The organism is Cupriavidus necator A5-1, from assembly GCF_000744095.1.
GTDB lineage: Bacteria > Pseudomonadota > Gammaproteobacteria > Burkholderiales > Burkholderiaceae > Cupriavidus > Cupriavidus necator_A.
In genome coordinates this window covers 3,563,011-3,585,650 of sequence record NZ_JQLI01000008.1, presented here as the reverse complement: position 1 = coordinate 3,585,650, position 22,640 = coordinate 3,563,011, and the positions used below count along the sequence as shown (strand labels likewise).

The 22,640-nt window shown below is 65.5% G+C and carries 25 protein-coding genes and 2 pseudogenes; 10 read left to right on the top strand and 17 right to left on the bottom strand.

Translation table 11 applies throughout. The annotated features are described in order from the left end of the window. Positions 1–60 precede the first annotated feature (60 nt). Positions 61–1,743: an L-lactate permease gene (locus tag K307_RS40725; protein WP_042886682.1), complete on the bottom strand. Its 1,683-nt coding sequence runs from the start codon at positions 1,741–1,743 to the stop codon at positions 61–63. A 430-nt stretch (positions 1,744–2,173) separates the two neighbouring features. On the opposite strand from K307_RS40725, the gene K307_RS40720 reads away from it, so the two are divergent. Next, entirely contained in the window at positions 2,174–2,827 is a 654-nt protein-coding gene (locus tag K307_RS40720) for a LysE family translocator (protein WP_042886681.1), read from the top strand. 18 nt (positions 2,828–2,845) lie between these two features. On the opposite strand, the gene K307_RS40715 is transcribed toward K307_RS40720, so the two are convergent. Genes K307_RS40715 through K307_RS40680 form a run of 8 tightly spaced genes read right to left on the bottom strand, consistent with a single transcriptional unit; the run spans position 2,846 to position 8,642 of the window. Then, a complete protein-coding gene (locus K307_RS40715; protein ID WP_042886680.1) occupies positions 2,846–3,490 on the bottom strand; it encodes a glutathione S-transferase family protein in 645 nt (214 codons plus the stop codon). Between the two features lie 34 nt (positions 3,491–3,524). After that, positions 3,525–4,706, bottom strand: a complete 1,182-nt coding sequence (locus K307_RS40710) for a PLP-dependent aminotransferase family protein (RefSeq protein WP_042886678.1) — start codon at positions 4,704–4,706, stop codon at positions 3,525–3,527. A 54-nt stretch (positions 4,707–4,760) separates the two neighbouring features. Continuing rightward, complete coding sequence (locus K307_RS40705; protein ID WP_042886677.1) at positions 4,761–5,090, bottom strand: DHCW motif cupin fold protein; 330 nt, start codon at positions 5,088–5,090, stop codon at positions 4,761–4,763. A gap of 10 nt (positions 5,091–5,100) precedes the next feature. Continuing rightward, positions 5,101–5,559, bottom strand: coding sequence for a RidA family protein (locus tag K307_RS40700; protein WP_042886676.1), 459 nt, complete (start codon positions 5,557–5,559; stop codon positions 5,101–5,103). Positions 5,560–5,573: 14 nt separating this feature from the next. Next, positions 5,574–6,542: a DMT family transporter gene (locus K307_RS40695; RefSeq protein ID WP_419187198.1), complete on the bottom strand. Its 969-nt coding sequence runs from the start codon at positions 6,540–6,542 to the stop codon at positions 5,574–5,576. Between the two features lie 28 nt (positions 6,543–6,570). Further along, on the bottom strand, positions 6,571–7,209 hold the full coding sequence (locus tag K307_RS40690) for a LysE family translocator (RefSeq protein WP_042886674.1): 639 nt from the start codon (positions 7,207–7,209) through the stop codon (positions 6,571–6,573). 5 nt (positions 7,210–7,214) lie between these two features. After that, positions 7,215–7,928, bottom strand: a complete 714-nt coding sequence (locus K307_RS40685) for an alanyl-tRNA editing protein (protein WP_042886673.1) — start codon at positions 7,926–7,928, stop codon at positions 7,215–7,217. 36 nt (positions 7,929–7,964) lie between these two features. Next, a complete protein-coding gene (locus tag K307_RS40680; protein WP_042886672.1) occupies positions 7,965–8,642 on the bottom strand; it encodes a VOC family protein in 678 nt (225 codons plus the stop codon). A gap of 84 nt (positions 8,643–8,726) precedes the next feature. Here K307_RS40680 and K307_RS40675 point away from each other — a divergent pair, with 84 nt between their 5' ends. The 3 genes from K307_RS40675 to K307_RS40665 all read left to right on the top strand — a co-directional run bounded on the left by K307_RS40675 (position 8,727) and on the right by K307_RS40665 (position 12,881). Beyond that, positions 8,727–10,289, top strand: a complete 1,563-nt coding sequence (locus K307_RS40675) for a PLP-dependent aminotransferase family protein (protein WP_042886671.1) — start codon at positions 8,727–8,729, stop codon at positions 10,287–10,289. A 122-nt stretch (positions 10,290–10,411) separates the two neighbouring features. Next, complete coding sequence (gene htpG / locus K307_RS40670; RefSeq protein ID WP_042886670.1) at positions 10,412–12,322, top strand: molecular chaperone HtpG; 1,911 nt, start codon at positions 10,412–10,414, stop codon at positions 12,320–12,322. 55 nt (positions 12,323–12,377) lie between these two features. Beyond that, positions 12,378–12,881, top strand: coding sequence for a DNA-deoxyinosine glycosylase (locus tag K307_RS40665; protein ID WP_042886669.1), 504 nt, complete (start codon positions 12,378–12,380; stop codon positions 12,879–12,881). A 112-nt stretch (positions 12,882–12,993) separates the two neighbouring features. Here the strand turns inward: K307_RS40665 and K307_RS40660 are convergent, their stop codons facing one another. After that, complete coding sequence (locus K307_RS40660; protein ID WP_042886667.1) at positions 12,994–13,899, bottom strand: LysR family transcriptional regulator; 906 nt, start codon at positions 13,897–13,899, stop codon at positions 12,994–12,996. 145 nt (positions 13,900–14,044) lie between these two features. Here K307_RS40660 and K307_RS40655 point away from each other — a divergent pair, with 145 nt between their 5' ends. The 5 genes and pseudogenes from K307_RS40655 to K307_RS40640 form a co-directional block, all read left to right on the top strand. Beyond that, complete coding sequence (locus K307_RS40655) at positions 14,045–14,899, top strand: pirin family protein (protein WP_051975404.1); 855 nt, start codon at positions 14,045–14,047, stop codon at positions 14,897–14,899. Positions 14,900–14,920: 21 nt separating this feature from the next. After that, positions 14,921–15,094, top strand: a complete 174-nt coding sequence (locus K307_RS47045) for a hypothetical protein (RefSeq protein ID WP_196251653.1) — start codon at positions 14,921–14,923, stop codon at positions 15,092–15,094. A 67-nt stretch (positions 15,095–15,161) separates the two neighbouring features. Further along, positions 15,162–15,581 carry a DoxX family protein gene (locus K307_RS40650; RefSeq protein WP_051975403.1) on the top strand — a complete coding sequence of 140 codons (420 nt, stop codon included), beginning with the start codon at positions 15,162–15,164 and terminating at the stop codon, positions 15,579–15,581. A 47-nt stretch (positions 15,582–15,628) separates the two neighbouring features. After that, positions 15,629–16,714, top strand: coding sequence for an alkene reductase (locus K307_RS40645; protein WP_042886665.1), 1,086 nt, complete (start codon positions 15,629–15,631; stop codon positions 16,712–16,714). A gap of 155 nt (positions 16,715–16,869) precedes the next feature. Beyond that, positions 16,870–17,205 (top strand): annotated as a pseudogene (locus K307_RS40640) (DNA-deoxyinosine glycosylase); the annotation flags it as partial. 220 nt (positions 17,206–17,425) lie between these two features. On the opposite strand, the gene K307_RS40635 reads toward K307_RS40640, so the two are convergent. The 4 genes from K307_RS40635 to K307_RS40620 form a co-directional block, all read right to left on the bottom strand. Further along, complete coding sequence (locus tag K307_RS40635) at positions 17,426–17,689, bottom strand: hypothetical protein (protein ID WP_042886664.1); 264 nt, start codon at positions 17,687–17,689, stop codon at positions 17,426–17,428. 64 nt (positions 17,690–17,753) lie between these two features. Continuing rightward, entirely contained in the window at positions 17,754–18,017 is a 264-nt protein-coding gene (locus K307_RS40630; protein WP_042886663.1) for a hypothetical protein, read from the bottom strand. A gap of 64 nt (positions 18,018–18,081) precedes the next feature. After that, entirely contained in the window at positions 18,082–18,345 is a 264-nt protein-coding gene (locus K307_RS40625; RefSeq protein ID WP_042886663.1) for a hypothetical protein, read from the bottom strand. A gap of 64 nt (positions 18,346–18,409) precedes the next feature. Then, the gene (locus K307_RS40620; protein WP_042886662.1) at positions 18,410–18,673 is read right to left on the bottom strand and encodes a hypothetical protein; all 264 of its coding nucleotides are present in this window, start codon (positions 18,671–18,673) and stop codon (positions 18,410–18,412) included. A gap of 1,089 nt (positions 18,674–19,762) precedes the next feature. Between K307_RS40620 and K307_RS51280 the strand changes: the two genes are divergently transcribed. Further along, entirely contained in the window at positions 19,763–19,951 is a 189-nt protein-coding gene (locus tag K307_RS51280) for a hypothetical protein (RefSeq protein WP_042886661.1), read from the top strand. A gap of 247 nt (positions 19,952–20,198) precedes the next feature. Here the strand turns inward: K307_RS51280 and K307_RS40610 are convergent. The 3 genes and pseudogenes from K307_RS40610 to K307_RS40600 form a co-directional block, all read right to left on the bottom strand. After that, positions 20,199–20,837: pseudogene (locus K307_RS40610) on the bottom strand (methyl-accepting chemotaxis protein). 309 nt (positions 20,838–21,146) lie between these two features. Next, entirely contained in the window at positions 21,147–22,229 is a 1,083-nt protein-coding gene (locus K307_RS40605; protein ID WP_042886659.1) for an SRPBCC domain-containing protein, read from the bottom strand. Then, the gene (locus K307_RS40600) at positions 22,226–22,594 is read right to left on the bottom strand and encodes an ArsR/SmtB family transcription factor (RefSeq protein ID WP_042888066.1); all 369 of its coding nucleotides are present in this window, start codon (positions 22,592–22,594) and stop codon (positions 22,226–22,228) included. Before K307_RS40600 ends, K307_RS40605 begins: the two co-directional genes overlap by 4 nt. Positions 22,595–22,640: the final 46 nt, after the last annotated feature.

The window sequence follows — 22,640 nt, the reverse complement described above, 5'->3', positions numbered from 1 at the left end:
GGAAAAGCCCCGCCAGCGGCGGGGCTTCGTCTGAACCGTAGTGCGGAAACCGCTTAAGGGTCAGGGATGGTGGATCACCATATGCGTGAACGGCGGCACATACGCCTGCAGCGTCACGAACAGGCCCACCAGGATCGCCAGCACGATCGAGTGGAAGAACACGTAGCGCAGGATGTCGCCCTCGTGCCCGTACCACTTGGTGGCGGTCGAGGCCACCACGATCGACTGCGCGTCGATCATCTTGCCCATCACGCCGCCCGAGCTGTTGGCCGACGCCATCAGCACCGGCGACAGCCCGAGCTGCTCGGCGGTAGTCTTCTGCAAGCCGCCGAACAGCACGTTCGAGGCCGTGTCCGAACCGGTCAGCGCCACGCCCAGCCAGCCCAGCATCGTGCCGAACAGCGGGTAGAACACGCCGGTGTGGGCAAAGGCCAGGCCCAGCGTGGCATCCAGGCCCGAGTAGCGGGTCAGGTAGCCGACGCCGAACATCGCGCAGATGGTCAGCAGCGAATAGCGCACCAGCTTGATGGTTTCCCAGTACTCCTTGAACAGGCGCGGCACCGAGTAGCCCATCAGCAGGCCGCCCAGCAGCGCCGAGACAAAGATGCCGGTGCCGGCCATTGACAGCACGTTGAAGTTGAAGACGGCGCCTTCGATGACTTCTTTCGGCACCACCGGTGGCACTTTGATGACGGCCTTGTCGAGACCCGGGATCGGGAATTTCCAGGCCCACAGGCTATCCATCAGCTTCTTGAACTCGGGGATGCCCCAGACAAAGACGAAGATCGTCAGGATCACCCACGGCATCCAGGCCTTGGCCACCGAGATGCCGACCGAGGCGGCGCTGGCGCGCGCATCGGCTTCCAGCGCTTCGGGGTGGTCGACCTTGGAGTCGTCGTGGCGGCCGAGGATCTTGGCCGAGGTCCAGATCTCCTTCGGATGCCAGACCTTCAGGAACAGCGTCAGCGAGCCCATCGACACCAGCGCGGCGATCACGTCCACCAGCCAAGGGCCGTGGAAGTTCGACACCAGGAACTGCGGCACGGCGAAGCTCACGCCCGCCACCAGGACCGCCGGCCAGATCGCCAGCATGCCGCGGAAGCCGGCAAAAGCCCAGATCAGCCAGAACGGCACGATCACCGAGAAGAACGGCAGCTGGCGGCCGATCATGGCCGACAGGTCGAGCAGGTCCAGGCCGGTCACCGAGGCCAGGCCGATAATCGGGGCGCCCAGCGCGCCGTAGGCCACCGGCGCGGTGTTGGCGATCAGCGCCAGGCCCGAGGCCGCCAGCGGCGAGAAGCCCAGGCCGATCAGGATGGCACCGGTCACGGCGACCGGCGTGCCGAAGCCGGCTGCGCCCTCGAAGAAGGCGCCGAAGCTGAACGCCACCAGCAGCAGTTGCAGGCGGCGGTCTTCGGTGATGCCGGAGATCGAGGTCTGCAACACCTTGAAGGATCCGTTCAGGGTCGTGAGCCGGTGCAGGAAGATGATGTTCAGCACGATCCAGCCGATCGGGAACAGGCCGGACACGATGCCAAGGCCGGCCGCTTTGCCGGCCATTGCCGCAGGCATGCCGAACACCGTGGAGGCGACGACGATGCCGATCAGCAGTGCCAGCCCGGCCGCCAAGTGCGCCTGCATATGAAAGAACGCCAACGCTGCCAGCAGCACGACGACGGGAACGCCCGCGGCAATGGTCGACAGCGCCATATTGCCTAGCGGGTCATAGACTTGACTCCACACGATTGAATCCTCCTCAGGTTGGCTCGGGCGCCCGGGCAATCTGCGAGCCCTGGGCGTCCCCTATCACTTCAGACCGGCGTGCGAAGAGCCGCGCGAGCACCAATGCATCCGGTAAAAACAGGGATTCTAGGAACGGGTTCCCGGTTCGCAGTCGTACATTGCGTCATGTCTACCATGAGCTACATTCACGGATCAGGGTTTCCCTGGGGGGGCGCGTGGCGCACATGGGCCGTGCAGGCACACCGGCCAGAGTACTCTAAACGGCGCCTGTTGCAAAAGTCTGCCTGCTACGCGCCGCGCCGGATGCCTGTTGCTGCGGTCAAGCCCGGAGGGCCGCGCGGTGCTGGCGCAAGGGCCGCGTCGCGGCCATACTTCCAATCTTCGTACCGTGGGCGGGATGCCCCGGACAACTTGCCGAGCGAGGATCCCCATGACTGAATTCCTGCCTCCGGGGCCATTGCTGACCGCCTTCGTGCTGGCCAGCCTGGCGCTCGCCATCACGCCCGGCCCGGCCGTGGTCTATATCGTCACGCGCACGCTGGCGCAGGGCCGGCGGGCCGGGCTGGCCTCGATCGGCGCGGTGGCGCTGGGCAACCTCGGCAATGCCATCGGCGCCTCGCTGGGGCTGGCGGTGCTGTTCTCGGTGTCGGCGCTGGCGTTCTCGGTGGTCAAGTACGCGGGCGCGGCCTACCTGATCTGGCTGGGCATCCGCGCGCTGCGCGCGGGTGGGGCGGCCGCGAACGGCGACACCCCGGAGGTGGCGCCGCGCAGCCTGCGCCAGGTGGTGCGCGATGGCTTCGTGGTGGCGCTGCTCAACCCCAAGACGGCGATCTTCTTCGCCGCCTTCCTGCCGCAGTTCATGAACCCGGCCGGTTCGGCGCTGACGCAGAGCCTGGCGCTGGGCGTGGCCTTCGTGCTGATCGCGGCCACCACCGACGCGTGCTATGTGATGGCCGCGGCCGCGGTGATGCCGGCGCTGCGCCGCGCCGGGCGGGCGCGCGCCGTCGGCCGCTACCTGACGGGGGCGGCGTTTATCGGGCTGGGGGTATTTACCGCGGCGTCGGGTTCGCGCGCCGCGAAGTAGGAAAAAAACTGCCGCGGCTCAGCGCAGCGGCAGTTCCAGGATGCCGTCGGCCGCAGGGCGGGCGCGCATCGCGTTCAGCCAGCGCTCCAGCTCGGGGCGCGGCTGGTGTTTCACCGGCAATCCCATCCAGCGGTGCGCGGCGCAGGCCAGCGAGATATCGGCCATGGTGAAGCGGTCGCCGCCGATAAACTCGCGCCCGGCCAGCGCCTTGTCGAGCAACGCGGCCAGTGGCTCGGTGCGCTCGCACGACGCCTTGATGGCTGCCTGGTCGCGCTGTGCCGCGGGCGTGCGCACCAGGTTCAGGAACGCCGTGACCATGGCGGGGCTGAACGCCGTGGTCTGCCAGTCCATCCAGCGGTCGGCCGAGGCGCGCGCCTTGACGTCTTCGGGCCACAGCGTGCCCTCGCCGTAGCGCGCGCACAGATAGCGCACGATCGCATTGGACTCCCACAGCACGAAGGGCTCGCCGCCCACATCGGTGCCGCGGAAATCCTCGATCACCGGGATCTGGCGGTTCGGGTTCAGGCGTACATAGGCCTCGGTGTCGAGATCGCCCTTGGCCACGCCGATGTCCACGCGCTCATGGTCCAGGTGCAGCTCGCGCGCGCACCAGACCACTTTCTGCACGTTGATGGAGGAGAGTCGGCCCCAGATACGCAGCATGTCGGCTCCTGTGGTGGTGCGCGCCCGTGTGGCCTCAGGCCGCGCGCGGTTGCCTGGCGGCGATGGCTTCGCGGAACAGTTCGCCCAGGGTCTTCACCCCCTGCTCGATGCGCTCGGCCGGCACCGTGACGAAGGCCAGGCGCAGTGCGTTGCGCTTCGGGTTGCTGGCGTAGAACGGCGCGCCCGGCACGTAGGCGACGTTGCGCTTCACCGCCTCTTCCAGGATCACCATGCTGTCCAGGCCCTCGGGCAGTTCCATCCAGATGAACATGCCGCCTTCGGGCGCGTTCCAGGTCACGCCCTCGGGCATGTGGCGCTTGAGGGCGTCCAGCATGAAGCTGCACTGCTTGCTGTAGAGCTCGCGGATGGTCGGGATGTGCGTGTCCAGCAGGCCGTCGCGCACGGTCTCGTAGGCCACGCGCTGGGTGAAGGTGGGCGTGTGCAGGTCCGAGGCCTGCTTGGCCTGGCACAGCTTGAAGTGCAGCTCGGGCGGGGCGATCACGTAGCCCAAGCGCAGGCCAGGCGCCAGGATCTTCGAGAACGAGCCCATGTAGATCACGCCGTCCGGATTCATCGACAGCAGCGTCGGCAGCTGGTCGCCGGTATAGCTCAGTGCGCCGTAGGGATCGTCCTCGACCAGCAGCACGCCCAGCTCCTGCGCACGCGCCACCAGCGCCTTGCGGCGCTCCAGCGGCAGGCGGCGGCCGGTCGGGTTCTGGAAGTTGGGCAGCGCGTACAGGAAGCGCGCGCCGGCGGTCAGTTCGGGCGTCAGCGCCTCGGGCAGCAGGCCCTTGTCGTCGGTGGGGATCGAGACGAACTCCGGCTCGAACAGCGAGAAGGCCTGCAGCGCGCCGAGGTAGCTGGGGGTTTCCACCATCACCTTGCTGCCCGGGTCGATCATCACCTTGGCGATCAGGTCCAGCGCCTGCTGCGAGCCGGTAACGATCAGCACGCGTTCGACGGCCACGTCATGGCGCTTTGCGATGAACTCGCGCAGCGGCAGGTAGCCTTCGGTCGCGGCGTATTGCAGCGCCGCCTGCGGGTTGTCGGCGAATACGCGGGCCGTCGCTGCCTCCATGGCCGCTACCGGGAACGACGCCGGCGACGGCAGGCCGCCGGCGAAGGAAATGACTTCCGGGCGCTCGGTGACCTTGAGGATTTCGCGGATGGCCGAGCTGGTCAGTTGCTGCGCCCGGCGGGAGATGGCCCATTTCATGATGTGTCTCTTTTGGTCTGGGGGAAATCTGGAGAGAGCGGCTAACCCTGCCGCTCAGTCAACGATAAAAAGTCGTGCGCCCGTCGGCGAGGACGAACGGTGCGCTTCCGCCTGGTCGGCTACCTGGTAGCTGGTGCCCGCGGTGAGCACGAACTGCCGGCCGTCTTCCAGTTCGGTATGGAGTTCGCCTTCCAGCACGAACAGGATATGGCCCTTGCTGCACCAGTGGTCGGCGAGGTAGCTGGGCGAGTATTCGACCATGCGCACGCGGATATCGCCGAACTGGCGCGTGCGCCAAGTGGCCTCGCCCTGTTCGCCGGGATGGCGGGTCGGCGCGATGGCCGACCAGTCGGTTGTGCCGAAGGGCAGGTTGTCGATGCGCATGTTGCGAGGCTCAGCCCTGCACTTCGACGATCATCTCGATCTCGACGCAGGCGCCCAGCGGGATCTGCGCCACGCCAAAGGCGCTGCGCGCGTGCTTGCCCTTGTCGCCGAACACTTCGGCCAGGAACTCGGAGGCACCGTTGGTGACCAGGTGCTGCTCGGTGAACTCGGGGGTCGAGTTGACCAGGCTCATCACCTTGACGATGCGGGTGACGCGGTTCAGGTCGCCCACGTGCGCGTGCAGGGTGGCCAGCAGGTCGACGGCGATGGCGCGCGCGGCGGCCTTGCCGGTTTCGGTGTCGATGTCCTTGCCCAGCTTGCCGGCCCAGACCTTGCCGTCCTTGCGGGCGATATGGCCCGACAGGAACACGGTATTGCCGGTTTGCGCGGCCATTACATAGGCGGCGGCGGGGGCGTTGGCGGCGGGCAGTTCGACGCCGAGGCGGGCAAGGGTATCGTAGACGGACATGCGTGGGACTCCTGTCAGTGAATGCGTTCTGGAAGGATACGGGGCGTTTCTGGGGCGGGGGCGGGTGCGGTTTGCCGCACGGCAGCGCGGCGGCCAAGCGCCACCACGGCGATCACCGCCACCGCGAAGGCGATGGTAGGGGCGTCCAGCGGCTCGGCCAGCATCAGCGCGCCACCCGCCAGCGTCAGGAACGGCTGCAGCAATTGTATCTGCCCGACGCGGGCCACGCCGCCTTTTGCTAGGCCGGCGTACCAGAAAAGGAAGCCGACGAACATCGAGAACACCGAAACATAGGCCATGCCGCCCCAGGCGCGCGGCGACGCGGCGGTGATCTGCGGCAGGTCGCGCAGCATCAGCCAGGCCACCACCGGCACCAGCACCGGCAGCGATATCACCAGCGCCCAGCTGATGGTTTCCAGCCCGCCCAGCTCGCGCGACAGCTTGCCGCCCTCGGCATAGCCCAGCGCGCCCAGCACCACCGCGGCAAACAGGTACCAGTCGGCATGCTGCAGGCCGCCGGCGCCTTGCCAGACGGCAAAGCCGGCCACCAGCGCGCTGCCGGCGACGGCCGACAGCCAGAACCCGGCTGACGGTCGCTCGCGCCCGAACCAGGCGGCGAACACCGCGGTCGCCAGCGGCAGCAGGCCGATCACGATGGCGCCGTGGCTGGCCGGCACCTCGCGCATCGCCAGCGAGGAAAACAGCGGGAAGCCCACCACCACGCCCAGCGCGGTCACGCCCAGCCGCGGCCACTGGCCACCGCGCGGACGGCGTGCGGCCGACAGCGCACCGCGCAGGGCGAGAAGTGCCAGCGCCAGCAGCGCGGCGAGGATGGCGCGGGCCAGCGCGACAAAGATCGGGTCCAGCTCCGCCACCGCCATGCGCGTGAACGGCAGCGTCTGGCTAAAGATCGCCACGCCGATAAGGCCAAGCAGCATGCCGCCGGAGGCGGGGTGGTGGGAGGAGGGCGATGAAGCGGGCATGATTGTCATCGGTGGAATTCGGAGGCGTTCACTGCACGCCCGGCCGGGCACCGACGGCAATCCACAGCGCGGCCAGCGCCAGCGCCGCGCCCATGGCGCGGTTGAACCAGCGCACGCGCTGGCCATGTTTCAGCCACTGGCGCAGCGACGCGCCCAGCACGCCGTACACGCCGTTGCTGACAAAGCCCAGCACCGCAAACACGCCGCAGACCAGCAGCATGCGCTGCGCGGGCGAGGGCGCGCCAGCCATGTACGAGGCGGCGACCGCCAGCGCCAGCATCCACGCCTTGATGTTGGCGTACTGCAGCATGGCCGACTGCCACACGTTCAGCGGGCGCAGCACCTGCTTCTCGGCCAGCGCCGTGCTGCGCGCGACCTTCCACGCCAGCCACAGCAGGTAGGCCACGCCGGCCAGGTGCACCACGGCCGCCAGCGCCGGCTCGCCCAGGATCAGCGCACCCACGCCCACCGCGCACAGCGCCAGGATGCTGGCAAAGCCGAACGCGACGCCGATGCAGTGCGGCAGCGTCGCGCGCAGCCCGAAGTTGGCGCCGGTGACCGCGGCGATGGTGGTGTTGGGGCCGGGCGTGAACAGGCCGACCGTGAGCAGGGTCAGCAGGGCGAGAAACTGCGCGGCGGTCAGGCCGGTGAGCAAGCCGGATGTCATGGCGCTCAAGCGAAAGCGACGACCACGCGCCGGTTGGTGCGGCTCTTCTTCTCGATCTTCGTCACCACCACCGTGCCGATCTCGCTGGTGTTGGCGACATGCGTGCCGCCGCAGGGCTGGCGGTCCACGCCGGGGATCTCGATGATGCGGATGCTGGCTGTACCGGCCGGCGGCGCCGCGCCGATGGTGCGCACCAGCGCGGGCTCGGCGGCCAGTTCCTGCGGCGTGATCAGCGTGGTGCGCACCGTGGTGTTGGCACGGATCAGCGCGTTCAGGCGCTCGGTCAGGTCGGCCTTGTCCAGCGTCGATTCCGGCAGGTCGAAGTCGATCCGCGCCGATTCCGGCGAAATGCCGCAGCCGGTCACCGGCACCGGGATCAGCGAGCCCAACAGGTGCAGGCAGGTATGCAGGCGCATCAGCTTGTGGCGGCGTGCCCAGTCGATGGTGACGGTGACGCGCTCGCCCACGCGCGGCAGCGCTGCGTCCGGTGCCGGCACGTGCAGGATGCGGCTGCGATCGTCCGCGTAGACCGTGTCGACGATGGCCATGGTGCGCCCGTCCGGCAGCGCCAGCGTGGCGGTGTCGCCGGCCTGCCCGCCGCTGCGCGCGTAGCAAACGGTTTCGTCGAGTTCGATCCCTTCGGCGCTGGCGGCCACCACGGTGGCAGTGCAGTGGTCGAGGTAGGGGTCGTCGTCGAAGCGTTTGCGGGTGGCGGACATCGGGGGTCTCCTTCGGGGGATCTTTATAGGAAATGGCTAGCGCAGGGAGCGGACGCCCTGCGGGGTCTCGATTTCAGCGAACAACTCCGGCGGGCCGTCGGACTGCTCCAGCGTGATCAGATGGTCTGCGCCCAGCCACGCCAGCCCCTGGCGCAGCAGCTCGGCGCGCGGATGGCGCCCGGACAGCTTGCGCAGCGCCAGGTCCTGCCGCAGCAGGCTCACGCCCGGGTAGCTGGCCACGTCCCACTGGATCAGGCTGGGCAGCAGGCCGTCGCCGGCGCGGTCGGCCTCACCCTGCCAGGCGGGCAGGCTGCCGTCTTCCGGCACGGTGATGCGCCAGCGCAGGTCGCCGCGGGCCATCGGGATGACGGGGGCGATCCGCTCGGGATACTGCATCGAACACACCGTCAGGTCGGCCGGGCGCTCCACGCGCGCGGCCCAGTGCAGCAGGAAGGGGCCGTCGCGCAGGCGCTGCTGCACGGTTTCCGTGTCCAGGCCGAACCAGCGGGGCCGTTCCGGCGCCGGCGCGGCCGGATCAACCGCGATCACTTCCAGGTAGACACCGCCGAACATGCCCAGCACGCGGTTATGCGTGCCCATGGCGGCATGCGCACCGCCGCCCTGCGGCGCAATGCCCAGCAGTTCGGCGACATGGCCGGTGCCGGCGTCCAGGTCGGGCGCGGCGACGACGAGGTGATCGAGGACGAGCTTCATGTTGGCTTGATGGTAGACAAGGTAGTCGGTACAGTACCGGTACAGTTCAGCGGATCGTATTCAGTACAGTTGCAGGAGCAGCACATGGATGCCCACACCAAGGACGGCGACACCGGCACGGATCGCGCCGTCGCGACCCGCAAGAAGGATGGCGGAGGCGACGCCCAGAGCACGTCTTCGTCGCCCGCGGGGCAACCCTCCAGCCGTTCGCTGCGCCTGGTCGTGCCGACCACCGAGCGCCTGCCCGACCCGATCCCGTCAGCCCAGATGACGCTGGTCGAGCAGCTCACCGAATGGGCCCGCATGCGCATCGACGAGCGCGTCTTCCGTGCCGGCATGCGCATGCCGTCGATCCGGCAACTGGCGCAGGAGAAGGGCATCTCGCGCTTTACCGTGGTCGAAGCCTATGAGCGGCTGGTGGCGCTGGGCTACCTGGAATCGCGCCGCGGTTCGGGTTTCTACGTGCGCGAGCGCGCGCTGGCAGCGCCCGCGGCGCCGGTATCGTCCGGCGTGGCGGTGGCGCGCAATATCGACGTGACCTGGCTGCTGCGCAGCATGTTCCACACCGCCGAGGCGCACAAGGCGCCGGGGCTGGGCTTCCTGCCCAACGACTGGCTCGACGGCGAGCTGATCGCCAGCGCGCTGCGCGGACTCGGCCGCCAGCCGGGCAACCACTTCCTCGCCAGCGGCACGCCGCAGGGCTTCCTGCCGCTGCGCCAGCAATTGCGCACCCGGCTGGAAGAACTGGAAATCCGCGCCAGCGCCGAGCAGATCGTGCTGACCTCGGGCATCACCCAGGCGCTGGACCTGATCGCGCGGCTCTACCTGCAGCCCGGCGACGCGGTCCTGGTGGGCGACCCGGCCTGGTTCGTGATGTTCGGCCGCTTTGCCGCGCAGGGCGCGCAGGTGATCGGTGTGCCCTACACCGCCGAGGGGCCGGACCTGGAGGCGCTTGAACGCATCGTGCAGGCGCGCCGTCCCAAGCTGTTTGTGATCAACTCGGTGCTGCACAACCCGACCGGCACCTCCCTGTCGGCGGCCAAGGCCTTCCAGCTGCTACGCATGGCCGAGCAGTACGACTTCCTGATCGTCGAGGACGACATCTACTGCGACCTGTGCCCGCCCGGGCACGCCGCCACGCGGCTCGCGAGCCTGGACCAGCTGCGCCGGGTGATCTACCTGGGCAGCTTTTCCAAGACGCTGGCCGCCAACCTGCGCGTGGGCTTTATCGCCGCACACCTGGAAATGGCCTCGACGCTGACCGACAGCAAGCTGCTGGCGGGCTTGGCGACGCCCGAGATCAACGAACGCGTGCTGTACAAGGTGCTGACCGAGGGGCACTACCGCAAGCACGTCGAGCGCGTGCGCACCCGCCTGGATCGCGCCCGCGACGACACCCGGCGCAAGCTGGAGGGCCTCGGGCTGCGCTTGTTCCCGGGCCAGCACGCCGGCATGTACCTGTGGGCCGATACCGGCCGCGACACCAACGCGATCGCCACCGCCGGCCATGAGGAGGGCTACCTGTTCGCCCCGGGTAGCCTGTTCTCGCCGTCGCAGATGCCGTCGGGCTGGATGCGCTTCAACGTCGCCAGCAGCGGCGACCCGGACATGTTGCACTTCCTGGCGCGCCAGCTCGAACGCCTGTAAGCCATGCCGCCGTCACGCCCCGGGCCTTGAAAAATGGCCCGGGCGGCCCTATTTCTGGGAGCATCGGCCGATGACCCGGCCAGACCCATATTCCAGATTCGCCTGTTTTCAAGAGGAGAACCATGACCGCACCGCACGAGACGATGAGCTTCCAGGCGGAAGTGAAGCAACTGCTGCACCTGATGATCCACTCGCTGTACAGCAACAAGGAAATCTTCCTGCGCGAGCTGGTCTCGAATGCTTCGGACGCCACTGACAAGCTTCGCTTCGAGGCGATCGCGAACCCGTCCCTGCTGGAGAACGACGCCGACCTGGCGATCCGCATCGAGGCCGACGCCAAGGCGCGCACGCTGACGATCACCGACAACGGCATCGGCATGAGCCGCGACGAGGCGATCCGCAACCTCGGCACCATCGCCCGCTCGGGCACGAAAGAATTCTTCCAGCAGCTCTCCGGCGACCAGCAGAAGGACGCCGCGCTGATCGGCCAGTTCGGCGTGGGCTTTTATTCGGCCTTTATCGTCGCCGACAAGGTCACCGTGGAAACCCGCCGCGCCGGCCTGGGCGCCGAAGAGGCGGTGCGCTGGGAAAGCACTGGCGACGGCGAGTTCAGCGTCGATGCGATCGCGCGCGCCGAGCGCGGCACCACCATAACGCTGCACCTGCGCGAGGGCGAGGATGACTTCCTGTCGGCCTGGCGCCTGAAGAGCATCATCCATAAGTACTCGGACCATATCCCGCTGCCGATCCGCATGCCCAAGGAGATCTGGGACGCCGAGTCCAGCACCTACAAGCGCACCGACGAATGGGAGAGCGTCAACCAGGCCAGCGCGCTGTGGACCCGCGCCAAGTCGGATATCACCGACGAGCAGTACACCGCGTTCTACCAGCACATCGCGCATGACAACGAGACGCCGCTGGCGTGGACCCACAACCGCGTGGAAGGCCGCAGCGAATACACCCAGCTGCTGTATATCCCGGCGCGCGCGCCGTTCGACCTGTGGGACCGCAACCACAAGGCGGGCCTGAAGCTCTATGTGAAGCGCGTCTTCATCATGGACGACGCCGAGCAACTGCTGCCGGGCTACCTGCGCTGGGTCAAGGGCGTGGTCGATTCCGCCGACCTGCCGCTGAACGTGTCGCGCGAGCTGCTGCAGGAAAGCCGCGACGTCAAGGCGATCCGCGAGGGCTGCACCAAGCGCGTGCTGTCGATGCTGGAATCGCTGGCGGACAGTGAGGACGAAGCGGAACGCACCAAGTACTCGACCTTCTGGGAGCAGTTCGGCCAGGCGCTCAAGGAAGGCGCCGGCGAAGACCAGGCCAACCAGGAGCGCGTCGCCAAGCTGCTGCGCTTTGCCTCGACCCACAACGACACCGCCGAGCAGAACGTGTCGCTGGCCGCCTATGTCGGCCGCATGAAGGAAGGCCAGGACAAGATCTACTACGTCACGGCCGATACCTGGGCCGCTGCCAAGAACAGCCCGCACCTGGAAGTCTTCCGCAAGAAGGGCATCGAAGTGCTGCTGCTGACCGACCGCGTCGACGAATGGATGCTGTCGTTCCTGCGCGAGTTCGACGGCAAGGAACTGGTGTCGGTCGCGCGCGGCGACCTGGACCTGGGCAAGCTCGCCGATGAAGCCGAGAAGGCCGAGCAGGAAAAGGCCGAGGCCGACTGGAAGGACGTGGTCGAACGCGCCAAGGGCGTGCTGGACGGCAAGGCCAAGGACGTGCGCGTGACGCTGCGCCTGACCGCGTCGGCTTCGTGCCTGGTCTCGGACGAGGGCGACATGAGCGGCTACCTTCAGCGCCTGCTCAAGCAGGCCGGCCAGAAGGCGCCGGACGCGCAGCCGATCCTGGAGCTGAACCCGGAACACGCGCTGGTGAAGAAGCTGCGCGACCTGCAAGGTGAGGAATCGGGCGACGCCTTCAGCGACCGCGTGCAGGTGCTGTTCGACCAGGCGCTGCTGGCCGAGGGCGGCATGCTGGAAGACCCGGCCGCCTACGTGCAGCGCGTCAACAAGCTGCTGGCCTGACGGCCCCAGGCGACCGACGGTGCGGCCCCCGCGGCGGGGCCGCACCGTTTCTGCCATGCCAGACACCATTCTCCCTCAGCCGGACCTCCACCAGGGCCTGCCGCCTGTCATCGACGCCCACACCCGCGTGCTGGTGCTGGGCAGCTTCCCCGGCGCCGCCTCACTGGCAGCGCGCCAGTACTACGCTCACCCCCGCAACCAGTTCTGGCCGCTGCTGGGCGCGCTGACAGGCGAGCCGCTGGCTGACTTGCCTTACGCTGATCGGCTGGTGCGGCTTCTGTCCCACCGCATCGGCGTGTGGGATGTGCTTGGTGCCTGCGTGCGTGAAGGCAGTCTCGATAGCAATATCCGCTATCCGCAGGCTAATGATTTCGCGCGGCTGCATGCGCTCGCGCCTGAGTTGCGCCGTGTCGGTTTCAACGGCGGTACTTCGGGGCGTTTCGCTGCGCAGTTCGCGGCTGCAGGTTATGAGACGGTAGTGCTGCCCTCGTCGAGCCCGGCGCATGCGGCCCGCAATTTTGAGCAGAAGCTGGTGCTGTGGCGTGCGCTCCTGTCGTAAGCGCTGAAGCGCTTGGCGGCGGGCACGCAATTGCCAACCAAGCCAGATCGCGGGGCCAGATTTTTGTTGCCCATGTCCAAGTGCAGAACCTATTGTCTATTGTCAGCATTGCTCAGTGATGGGAAGGCCATTCTTCGCTCAGTTTCTTCGTAAGGAATTCAGCGAAGACCGCTACCGCGGGCGGCACCGGCGGGCGGCTTGTGTAGACGAGTTGCAGGCCGAGGTCGGTGCTCGCGCGCTGATAGTTCGGCAGGACGCGCACGAGTTGCCCTTGAGCGATGGCTTGCTCAGTCATTAACTGCGGCAGGAACGCAATACCCAGTCCAGCCTTGCAAGCCTGCATCAACACGCGCATGTCGTTGGCCGCGAACCGGCCGTTGATCGACACCTCCTGACTACCGCGCGGGCCTTGCAGACGCCACGTGTTGCGGCCTTGGCGATTGGAGATCGTCAGGCAGTCGTGTTCGGCCAGTGCGCGTAGCGTGCGCGGCGCAGGATGCCGTTCCAGATAGGCCGGACTCGCCGCGAGGATCATCGCATTCGGCGCCAGCCGACGTACTCTAAAGCCGCTACCGGTCTCGATGCCGATGCGCAAGGCTAGATCGATGCGCTCGGCGATCAGGTCGGTCGCCGCATCGTCGAGCAGAAAATCGATGCTGATGTTTGGATAGCGCGCGTAGAACTCTGCCAGCCATTCCATGCGGAAGAGTTCGAACAGGGCGGCCATCGCGGTGACGCGAACCGAGCCGGACGGCGCCTGCCTATCGACGTTGTGCCGTTCGATCTCGAAGATTTGGTCGAGCGCTGGCGCACAGCGTTCGAACAGCGCCTGGCCGTCCGTGCTCGGTGCGAGCTTGCGTGTTGAGCGATGCAGCAGGCGCGTGCCGAGTTGCCCTTCGAGTTGATCGATGCGCCGGCTCAACGTATTCGCCGGCATGCGCAGACGCCGCGCCGCCTCTGAGAAGCTGCCGGCGCGGACAACGTGGACGAACATCGCCAGATCATTCAGGTCGAGCATGGGATTTCTTCCAAAAATGGATGAATCCAATCCCACTTTACCATCTAGTCTCGGGCGCTTTCAATCCCCATACTTGATTTATCACACAGCAGGCGGTCGTTTCTAGGTCACCCGCATGGCAAGTCAAATACTTGGAGAGCGCCGCATGAATGCCATTGTCCAAACTCTGTCCGCCCCCGTCGTTGGGGCCGGGCGCAGCGTAGTTTTCCGCACGCGCGGCCACGCGCACGGGCCGGTCGTCCGCATGGTCAGCCCCTCCGACGTCGGTCAGATGATCAAGCCCTTTGTGTTTCTCGATCTCATCGATACGCAACATGCGATTGGCCAACAGGGTTATGGCTGGCACCCGCATTCCGGCATCGCCACGCTGACTTTGCTGATGGACGGGCAATGTCACTACGCCGAATCCACCGACCACGAAGGAACGATGGAGGCAGGCGACATTGAATGGATGAGCGCCGGACGCGGTGTCTGGCATACCGGTTTTGGCATCCCCCCGATCAAGGCCTTCCAGTTGTGGATTGCCTTGCCGGCGGAGCGCGAACTGGCTCCCGCGTTCAGCCACCATCTTTCCGTCAACGAAATCCCATCCGACGGCCCCGTGCGCGTGCTGCTTGGACGCAGCGGCGAAGCGGTCAGCCCGATCAATGCACCTTCGGGCATCAACTATTTCGTTGTGGAGCTCAAGGCCGGGCAGCGCTGGACCTACCAGCCGCCGCAGGGCTATCGGGTCGGTTGGATCGCGGTGATGGACGGCAGCCTGCACACGCCCGAACCGGTCGACAAAGGCGAGCTGGCCGTGTTCGATCACTCCGATGCGGCGATCGAATTCGAAGCCACGGCCGATGTGCGCTTCGTGCTCGGCACGGCAATCCCGCATCCACACGATCTCCACCTCGGCTCCTACTCGGTGCACACCAGCAGCGCTGCGCTGATGGAAGGCGAGTGCGAGATCGCGCGCATCGGCAGCGAGCTGCGCGCCAAGGGCGTGCTGCGCTGATCCGCCCGCGCGAGTGCCGAAATGCAGCTCGCGCCAATCCGATCGGCGGTCCATGTTCCGGCTGCGGCGCTGTTCGCACATTTTCAGGGGCAGGACATCACCCCGCACCTGGCCGAGCTGGATGCTGTCGCCGAACAAACGATCGACGACTTGCTGTGGTGGACCAACGCGGTGACGACCGCGCGGTCAGGCTGACCACGCTCGAATGATTCATGCGAGTCGGTCCCCGACGATCGTCCCCCTTCATCAAAGGAGAAATACCATGTCCGAAGCAATCAGCACTACTCGGCCGCAAACGCCACAAGGCTGGCGGCGCACTGCGCTTTGGGCCGTCAAGATTTTGGTCGCCCTTGCGTTTTTGGCCGCTGGCCTGGCCAAGCTCGCCGGCGTCCAGACGATGATCGACATCTTCAACGTCATCGGTCTCGGTCAGTGGTTTCGCTACGGCACCGGGGCTATCGAAGTAACTGGCGCGATTCTGATGCTGATTCCGTCCCTGGCAGTATTCAGTGCTTTGCTGCTCGCTTGCACGATGGTCGGCGCGGTGATCACCCATCTGACCGTGCTGCCGGCTTCGCCGATTCCCGCTTTGATCCTGTTCGCGCTCAGCGCAGCGATCGCCTGGGTGCATCGCGATCAGGTCGTGAACCTGCTCCCAAAAAACGATGCCGACCGCAACTGACAAAGCCAAGGATCAGGTTTGACGCCGCACCACTCAGGAGATATTCAATGAGCATCACCATCAAGCAATCATTCACGCCCATCCGTGTTGGACGCCACACGCTGCCGAACCGTCTGGTCATGGCCCCGATGACCCGCAGCCGCGCGGAGTTCGACGGCACGCCAGGAGATCTGGCGGCGGAATACTACGCCCAGCGCGCCAGCGTCGGCCTGATCGTCACCGAGGGAACTCAACCCTCGGATGACGGACAGGGCTATCTTGCGACGCCGGGGATCTACACCTCCAAGCACATCGCCGGGTGGAAGAAGGTGACGGAGGCCGTACACGACAACGGCAGCCATATTTTCATCCAGATGATGCACGCTGGGCGTATGTCGCACCCCGACAACACGGTGCATCATCGTCAAGGCGTAGCACCCTCCGCGATCGCGCCAGGGACGCAGACGTTTACCGCAACAGGGTTGCGGGACGTTCCCACGCCGCGCGCGCTGACGACCGAGGAAGTGCGACAAACCGTCGCCGACTTTCGATTTGCGGCGCGTGCCGCCATTCTGGCCGGTGCCGATGGTGTCGAGATTCACGGTGCAAATGGCTATCTGGTCCAACAGTTCCTTGCCTCAAACGCCAACACGCGCAGGGATGAATACGGCGGTTCCATCGAGAACCGCGCCCGGTTCGCCATCGAAGTCGCCGCGGCGATTGCCGAGGAAATCGGCGCGGACAGGACGGCCATCCGTCTATCCCCTGGCTCAGCTCTGAATGGAATCGACGAAGGTGTGGAAGGCCCGGCGCTCTACCGCTATTTGGTCGCCGAGCTGAGCAAGCTGGGTCTCGCTTATGTGCACATCATGCATAGCGGTAACGAGCAGCTTCTGGGAGACATCCGCAAGCTCTGGAAGCAAGCGCTAATCCTGAACCGACCCGGCCGTCCACGCGATCAGATCGGCTCTGACATCGCTTCGGGGTTGGCCGATCTGGAAGCCTACGGCGCGATGGTCCTTGCCAACCCGGATTTCGTCGCACGGCTGAAGACGGGGGCGCCGATGAACGAAGCGGATCGCGGCAGCTTCTTTGGCGGCACCGCGCAGGGCTATACCGACTATCCCGCGCTTAACGCGGTCTCGTTCGCGTAAGGCGCACGGCGATGCTGTGGGCAAAGTGCGCCGCCGCGCTCCTCTGTGTCATTCTTGCTTCTGCGTGCACGAACGGGCGCCACGAATTTAGTGGCAGCAGTAGTATGGGCGGCCGGGCAGAGCCGACTCGTTGATGTCAAATTAACCAAAACATCAACCAGTTCTGGCCACTGATGGCCGCGCTCACCGGCGAGCCGCTGCCCGCGCTGCCCTATGCCGAGCGGCTGGTGCGGCTGCTGGCGCATCGGATCGGCGTCTGGGGCGTGCTGGGCGCATGCATGCGCGAAGGCAGCCTGGACAGCAATATCCGCGACCATGCGGGCAACGACCTGATCGGTCTGATCGAGGCGTTGCCCGGTCTCGAGGTGATCGCGTTCAATGGTGGCACGGCGGCGCGTATCGGCAAGAAAGCGCTCGCGCATCATGCGGATCGGCATCGGATCGTCATGCTTCCCTCCAGCAGCCCTGCCTACACATTGTCGTACGCGTAAAAGCTGCGCGCCTGGCAGTCGCCCTATAGGGCGGGTTATGCAATCCAAGTCTCCGGGATCATCGTCCTAGGGCACCACCCCTAGGCCTAGGGACCACCACGACGAGCCGTTCAGATTTGGCCGGAGAAGGCAGTGGAAGATAGCGTAGGTGGTATCTTCCACTGCGGACTCCGAGGTGCGTCGCCACCCGTTGAAGCAGGGGCGACGCATCTCGATCCCGTTACAGCGCGGCCAACTGGGTGCCGTTGCCAAAGTTCTGCAGGGTAGGGATCTTCAGGTTGAGGTGCGAGCTCGCGTCGATCGTGTTCACGGTCGGACCGACCTGCACGCCGATGGTCGGGCTGGCAAAGCCGCCGCCGCCGATGACGTTCTGATAGTTACCGCCGACAACAGAGAAGGCGCTGCCGCCGCGCACACCGGACATGGTCTTGCCGTCGAGTTCCTTGTCGAGCGGCAGATCCTTGATCATGAGGGTCGATTGCATGGTAAGTCTCCTTGGGGGTTCGGTTGAGGGGAGTCCCGCCTCGGCGGGACTCCCGCATGCAGCGTTACAGTGCGGCCACCTGGGTGCCGTTGCCAAAGTTCTGCAGGGTGGGGATCTTCAGGTTGAGGTGCGAGCTTGCGTCGATCGTGTTCACGGTCGCCCCGACCTGCACGCCGATGGTCGGGCTGGCAAAGCCGCCGCCGCCGATGACGTTTTGAGCGTTGCCGCCGACAACAGAGACGGCGTGGCCGCCGCGCACAGCGGACATGGTCTTGCCGTCGAGTTCCTTGTCGAGCGGCAGATCCTTGATCATGAGGGTCGATTGCATGGTAAGTCTCCTTGGGGGTTCGGTTGAGGGGAGTCCCGCCTCGGCGGGACTCCCGCATGCAGCGTTACAGTGCGGCCACCTGGGTGCCGTTGCCAAAGTTCTGCAGGGTGGGGATCTTCAGGTTGAGGTGCGAGCTTGCGTCGATCGTGTTCACGGTCGCCCCGACCTGCACGCCGATGGTCGGGCTGGCAAAGCCACCGCCGCCGATGACGTTTTGAGCGTTGCCGCCGACAACAGAGACGGCGTGGCCGCCGCGCACAGCGGACATGGTCTTGCCGTCGAGTTCCTTGTCGAGCGGCAGATCCTTGATCATGAGGGTCGATTGCATGGTAAGTCTCCTTGGGGGTTCGGTTGAGGGGAGTCCCGTCTCGGCGGGACTTCCGCATGCAGCGTTACAGTGCGGCCACCTGGGTGCCGTTGCCAAAGTTCTGCAGGGTGGGGATCTTCAGGTTGAGGTGCGAGCTCGCGTCGATCGTGTTCACGATCGGCCCGACCTGCACGCCGATGGTCGGGCTGGCAAAGCCGCCGCCGCCGACGACGTTCTGAAAGTTGCCGCCGACAACAGAGAAGGCGCTGCCGCCGCGCACAGCGGACATGGTCTTGCCGTCGAGTTCCTTGTCGAGCGGCAGATCCTTGATCATGAGGGTCGATTGCATGGTAAGTCTCCTTGGGGGTTCGGTTGGGGGAGCACGTTGTTGCGCTCGAAGGGTATAGAGCATGGGCCGTGCCATGCCCGGGAGGGCGCTGCAGAAAAATCCGTAACATGTTGAAAAACAAAGGTTTTTCATGGAATCCTGGCGTTATTCGATATCCGCGAGGCGAAAATTTGTTAGGTGTGGTGTTGGGCATAGGCCAACTCATTTCATGACACTGTTTGCTGAATGAATACAGTTGCCCCTCCGTGCTTGCGCCAGGCGGCGGAGGTTGCCCGTCGATGGGTGGGCAAGGGAGGCGACGATGTCAGTGACGCATTGGCGGTCTCTACGCGACAGCTCCGGACACCGCGTTGTCAGATAGTGTTCTGGCATTGGCAGAGCGCAAGCTCACTTCCCTGCTGAATTCGACCAACTCACTACCGTGCCGGCCGAGGCCGAGTGGATCGCCAACCTGGAACAGGCGACGTGTGTGCAATACCTCTGCCGGAGCCTGGCGCGTCGATGGTGGGCTTCGCCGATCAGAGAGGGGTAGTGGTGCCGTGAAACGCTACGCGGAGCTGACTGCGTTGAGCCAAGCCGACTTGAAGCAAATGACACTGGGCTTCGGCGGGTCAGTTCTCTGCCTGGATGCGCGCGATTTACATGTCTCGACTACGGCCTAGTACAACATCCCGTAAATAGGTTTAATAATTTTCGGGCCGCAAATATGGCTCCAATAGGGTGACAATCAACTCGGCCATCTCGGCGAGTGTACCGGCGCCTGGCAGAGGTCCCCAACGCCCACTATGGCTACGAAAGGCGGCGCCATAACGATCTGCTCGTGGCCGAGCAGGGTGCGTAGTTGCCGCTGCAGTTCTGCAGCGTAACGTCGCGCAAGCCTACGGGCGTCATCTGCTGATCAAACGTCTGGACGACGAGGAGCCGACGGTGGTGGCTCGGCTGACCGAGCTCAGCCGCAATCCGTCCTGGGTGCGCCGCTCGCGGCATTCTGCCAAGAGCGCGCCACTGATGGCGAGATGGCCGCCCCCGTGATGGCACGTAAATATCCGCGCTTGCCCTGTCCTACCGTCGTGTCAGCTCCGCAGGCCCATGCGCTTCTTCATGTGGCGCAGCGAGACGACGATTGCGCCGCTGCGCGTTTCGCCGCCCCAGCTTGCCGGTCGATCGACGTTTGAGAGAGAGGGCGTGCTCAGCGCGCAGGATGCCAGTTGTTGGGATCAGCTCGTCGATGCGGCTGTTCAGGTGTGTGGGCAGGCGGGCAACACATTGTTGAGGTAGGCCCAAGGTTCATGCCCGTTGAGCTTGGCTGATTGCAGGCTCATCACGACCGAAGCGCGGCCCCAAAGTCCGATGAAGAAAAAAACCCGCCCTATAGCGCAGCGCGCCTGGCAGGCATTGCAGCCGTGGCTGCCTGTAATGCCGCCTCTGGCATAGCCCGTTCACGCTACCACGTTACTTGGCCTCCCTCCCATACATGCCGGTGACGTCAAGAGGTAACGGTTTCAAGGGTGTCTCCACATCAATGTCAGCTTGAACTTTTGGACGCATTGGCCGGGCCGACGACGGGGGCGGATCAGTTGATCCATCTCCTTGATGATGCCAGCAAGCACCTGCGTGATCACCGAGAACTCCCTGCCGTACTCTCCCGCCCGTGCCGCCGAGATGCGCGCATTCATCGCGACGATGTTCGCCTGCATCGAAATACCGCTGAGGCGCTCGACGAGGTCGGTCTGGCGTTTGCGCACCGCGACCTCGCAACGGTGCATTTCCTCCTGGTAGGCCTGCGTAACGGCCTGCAGCAGTTCAAGTATTGGCGTGGCCTGCGCCACGAGCACGTCGAGGGATGATGCTCGCCGGCTGGTGTCGGCCAGTGGTGCGTCTATCGCTATTCTGACCTGGGCGATGAATTCACGGATACGCGCGTTAGCACGCGGATTGCCAAAGTACAGCTGCTGCAGGGCGCCGGAGAATGCGCCGGGCAAACGCTCATTGCCCGTCACGAGATCCGAATGCGCCGACTCGAACATTGACAGGCACTTGCGTGCGAGATCGAGCGCGGCAGTGCCCACCGCGAAGCAAGCAACATCTGGAGGACGATCCGTTGCGACAGCATGCGCTGCCTTCCGGAAAGGTTGATCAATGCGCCGATGGTCTCGGCGAACACTTCGCCGGCAAAGAAAAAGCGCCGCGAAGCGAGATGCCTGCAAGTCGGTTGTCCGGTTCGCGGTCATTTCGCTTCGGGGCGCCGTTGCCCGGGATGCTCCGTTTCGGAGCATGTCATCGCGACTTGCCAGCTTGTTTCGGTCTGTGTGTTCCCTGCGCAATATGTATGCCATGGCTCACGCAAGTTGCATCAAGCCGTGGGCGCCGGGAAATGGCACGGCGGGACTGGCCCGCGCACTGATAGTGCCAGATGCGTCATCACGACGCGTGCGTTGGGGCGCCCCGGCCGCTCCGATCCTGGCTCGACTGATCAGCCGAAATCCGGCTGTGTGGCTCCGTAGCTTGGCCGCGCGCGCATGACTGCGTGACCACGCCGGATGTTCGGCCGCGTCTCCAGCATCGCCGCGCTTTCCGGGAATCGCGCCAGATATTCGACGATCGGCGCGAAGAACAGGTCGGCCATCGACAACGTATTCCCGACCAGGAAATCGCGCCCGCCGTATGCCTGCTCCAATGCATCGAGCTGCTTCGCGATCTCGGGCAGGGCTGCCTCGATGGTGGCTCGATCGGGCTGGCCGTCCTGGCCCTTCGGGAACACGTAGTGCAGCACGTAGCGGCGCACCATCGCATCGTAGCCGTGGCAGTTGATCAGGCTGATCCACTGCTCGCAGCGTGCGCGGGCAGTGGGGCCGGTTTGCGGAATCAGGTTCGGGCCGCCAAAGACGTCGTTGATGTAGCTCAGGATGGCGCGCGTTTCGTAGATTTCGATCGGACCGTCGGCGAATGCCGGAATGCGGCCGAACGGGTTGTGGGCCAGCAGTTCGTCGTTGTGCGGCGCAAGTGGCTTGAACGTGTAGGGCACGCCTTTCTCTTCGAGCGCCAGGCGCACCGTGCGAACGTAGGTGCTGCGCGCATCGCCGTAGACGGTCAGCGTGCCGGCGCTGCCTTCGGCATCCACATAGTCGCTAAGGTTGTTGAAGACCGATTGCCAGCCGCTGACGTGCGAATCGCGCGTGGCGGTGTCGGGGAAGCCACTATGGCGCATGTGCAGGTGCGTGCCGCCATCCTTGTCGGTCAGCGTGATCTCGATGAGCGTGCGCACGCCGGCGGGTGGCTCGCTGCCTTCCCATTGCCACGTGTAGGCCAGAAAGTCCGCGCGATCGATCTTCTGATACTCGCCACCGACGATGTGTTGCTCGCCGTCCTTCGCACCCATCACAAGTCGATAGCGGCCGCCCACGCGCGCATCGGCGCTGGCTTCCAGCACTTGCATGCCACGCGGGCAATGCCAGACGGCCAGGGCGGCCTGGTCGGTAAACGCATCAAACACCCGCTCGCGCGGCGCGCGGATCTGGCGGGTCATCTCCAGATGAAACGTTGCAGCTTCGCTCATGACTTGATCCCCTTTTTCCGATGGGTGACAGTGGGCTCGCTTTGCGTCTGCTCGACAAAGGCCACCAGCCTGTCGAGATTGCCTTCCCAAAGCCGGCGATAGGTCTCCAGCCAGCCATGCGCATCGCGCAATGCGCCAGGGCGCAAATGGCAGATACGCCAGCGTGCGTTGACTTCCCGCTCGATAAGTCCCGCGTCGGCCAGCACACGCAGATGCCGGGAGATGGCCGGCGCGGAGATATCGAACGGGCGCGCCAGTTCGCTGACCGGGGCGTCGCCCTCGGACAACCGCGCAAGAATCGCGCGGCGCGTCGGGTCGGCCAGGGCAGCAAAGATGGTGGAGAGGGGGTCGCCGGTATTTGGCATGACGTCATTTAACTCATTGGTTAAATGAAGATCAAGCTCTGTTACA

Bases quoted from the DNA above. Each gene is read 5' to 3' on its own strand.
- K307_RS40720 (WP_042886681.1), top strand. From the start codon at position 2,174: ATGACTGAATTCCTGCCTCCGGGGCCATTGCTGACCGCCTTCGTGCTG.
- K307_RS40715 (WP_042886680.1), bottom strand. From the start codon at position 3,490: ATGCTGCGTATCTGGGGCCGACTCTCCTCCATCAACGTGCAGAAAGTG.
- K307_RS40710 (WP_042886678.1), bottom strand. From the start codon at position 4,706: ATGAAATGGGCCATCTCCCGCCGGGCGCAGCAACTGACCAGCTCGGCC.
- K307_RS40705 (WP_042886677.1), bottom strand. From the start codon at position 5,090: ATGCGCATCGACAACCTGCCCTTCGGCACAACCGACTGGTCGGCCATC.
- K307_RS40700 (WP_042886676.1), bottom strand. From the start codon at position 5,559: ATGTCCGTCTACGATACCCTTGCCCGCCTCGGCGTCGAACTGCCCGCC.
- K307_RS40695 (WP_419187198.1), bottom strand. From the start codon at position 6,542: ATGCCCGCTTCATCGCCCTCCTCCCACCACCCCGCCTCCGGCGGCATG.
- K307_RS40690 (WP_042886674.1), bottom strand. From the start codon at position 7,209: ATGACATCCGGCTTGCTCACCGGCCTGACCGCCGCGCAGTTTCTCGCC.
- K307_RS40685 (WP_042886673.1), bottom strand. From the start codon at position 7,928: ATGTCCGCCACCCGCAAACGCTTCGACGACGACCCCTACCTCGACCAC.
- K307_RS40680 (WP_042886672.1), bottom strand. From the start codon at position 8,642: ATGAAGCTCGTCCTCGATCACCTCGTCGTCGCCGCGCCCGACCTGGAC.
- K307_RS40675 (WP_042886671.1), top strand. From the start codon at position 8,727: ATGGATGCCCACACCAAGGACGGCGACACCGGCACGGATCGCGCCGTC.
- htpG (WP_042886670.1), top strand. From the start codon at position 10,412: ATGACCGCACCGCACGAGACGATGAGCTTCCAGGCGGAAGTGAAGCAA.
- K307_RS40665 (WP_042886669.1), top strand. From the start codon at position 12,378: ATGCCAGACACCATTCTCCCTCAGCCGGACCTCCACCAGGGCCTGCCG.
- K307_RS40660 (WP_042886667.1), bottom strand. From the start codon at position 13,899: ATGCTCGACCTGAATGATCTGGCGATGTTCGTCCACGTTGTCCGCGCC.
- K307_RS40655 (WP_051975404.1), top strand. From the start codon at position 14,045: ATGAATGCCATTGTCCAAACTCTGTCCGCCCCCGTCGTTGGGGCCGGG.
- K307_RS47045 (WP_196251653.1), top strand. From the start codon at position 14,921: ATGCAGCTCGCGCCAATCCGATCGGCGGTCCATGTTCCGGCTGCGGCG.
- K307_RS40650 (WP_051975403.1), top strand. From the start codon at position 15,162: ATGTCCGAAGCAATCAGCACTACTCGGCCGCAAACGCCACAAGGCTGG.
- K307_RS40645 (WP_042886665.1), top strand. From the start codon at position 15,629: ATGAGCATCACCATCAAGCAATCATTCACGCCCATCCGTGTTGGACGC.
- K307_RS40635 (WP_042886664.1), bottom strand. From the start codon at position 17,689: ATGCAATCGACCCTCATGATCAAGGATCTGCCGCTCGACAAGGAACTC.
- K307_RS40630 (WP_042886663.1), bottom strand. From the start codon at position 18,017: ATGCAATCGACCCTCATGATCAAGGATCTGCCGCTCGACAAGGAACTC.
- K307_RS40625 (WP_042886663.1), bottom strand. From the start codon at position 18,345: ATGCAATCGACCCTCATGATCAAGGATCTGCCGCTCGACAAGGAACTC.
- K307_RS40620 (WP_042886662.1), bottom strand. From the start codon at position 18,673: ATGCAATCGACCCTCATGATCAAGGATCTGCCGCTCGACAAGGAACTC.
- K307_RS51280 (WP_042886661.1), top strand. From the start codon at position 19,763: ATGCGCTTCTTCATGTGGCGCAGCGAGACGACGATTGCGCCGCTGCGC.
- K307_RS40605 (WP_042886659.1), bottom strand. From the start codon at position 22,229: ATGAGCGAAGCTGCAACGTTTCATCTGGAGATGACCCGCCAGATCCGC.
- K307_RS40600 (WP_042888066.1), bottom strand. From the start codon at position 22,594: ATGCCAAATACCGGCGACCCCCTCTCCACCATCTTTGCTGCCCTGGCC.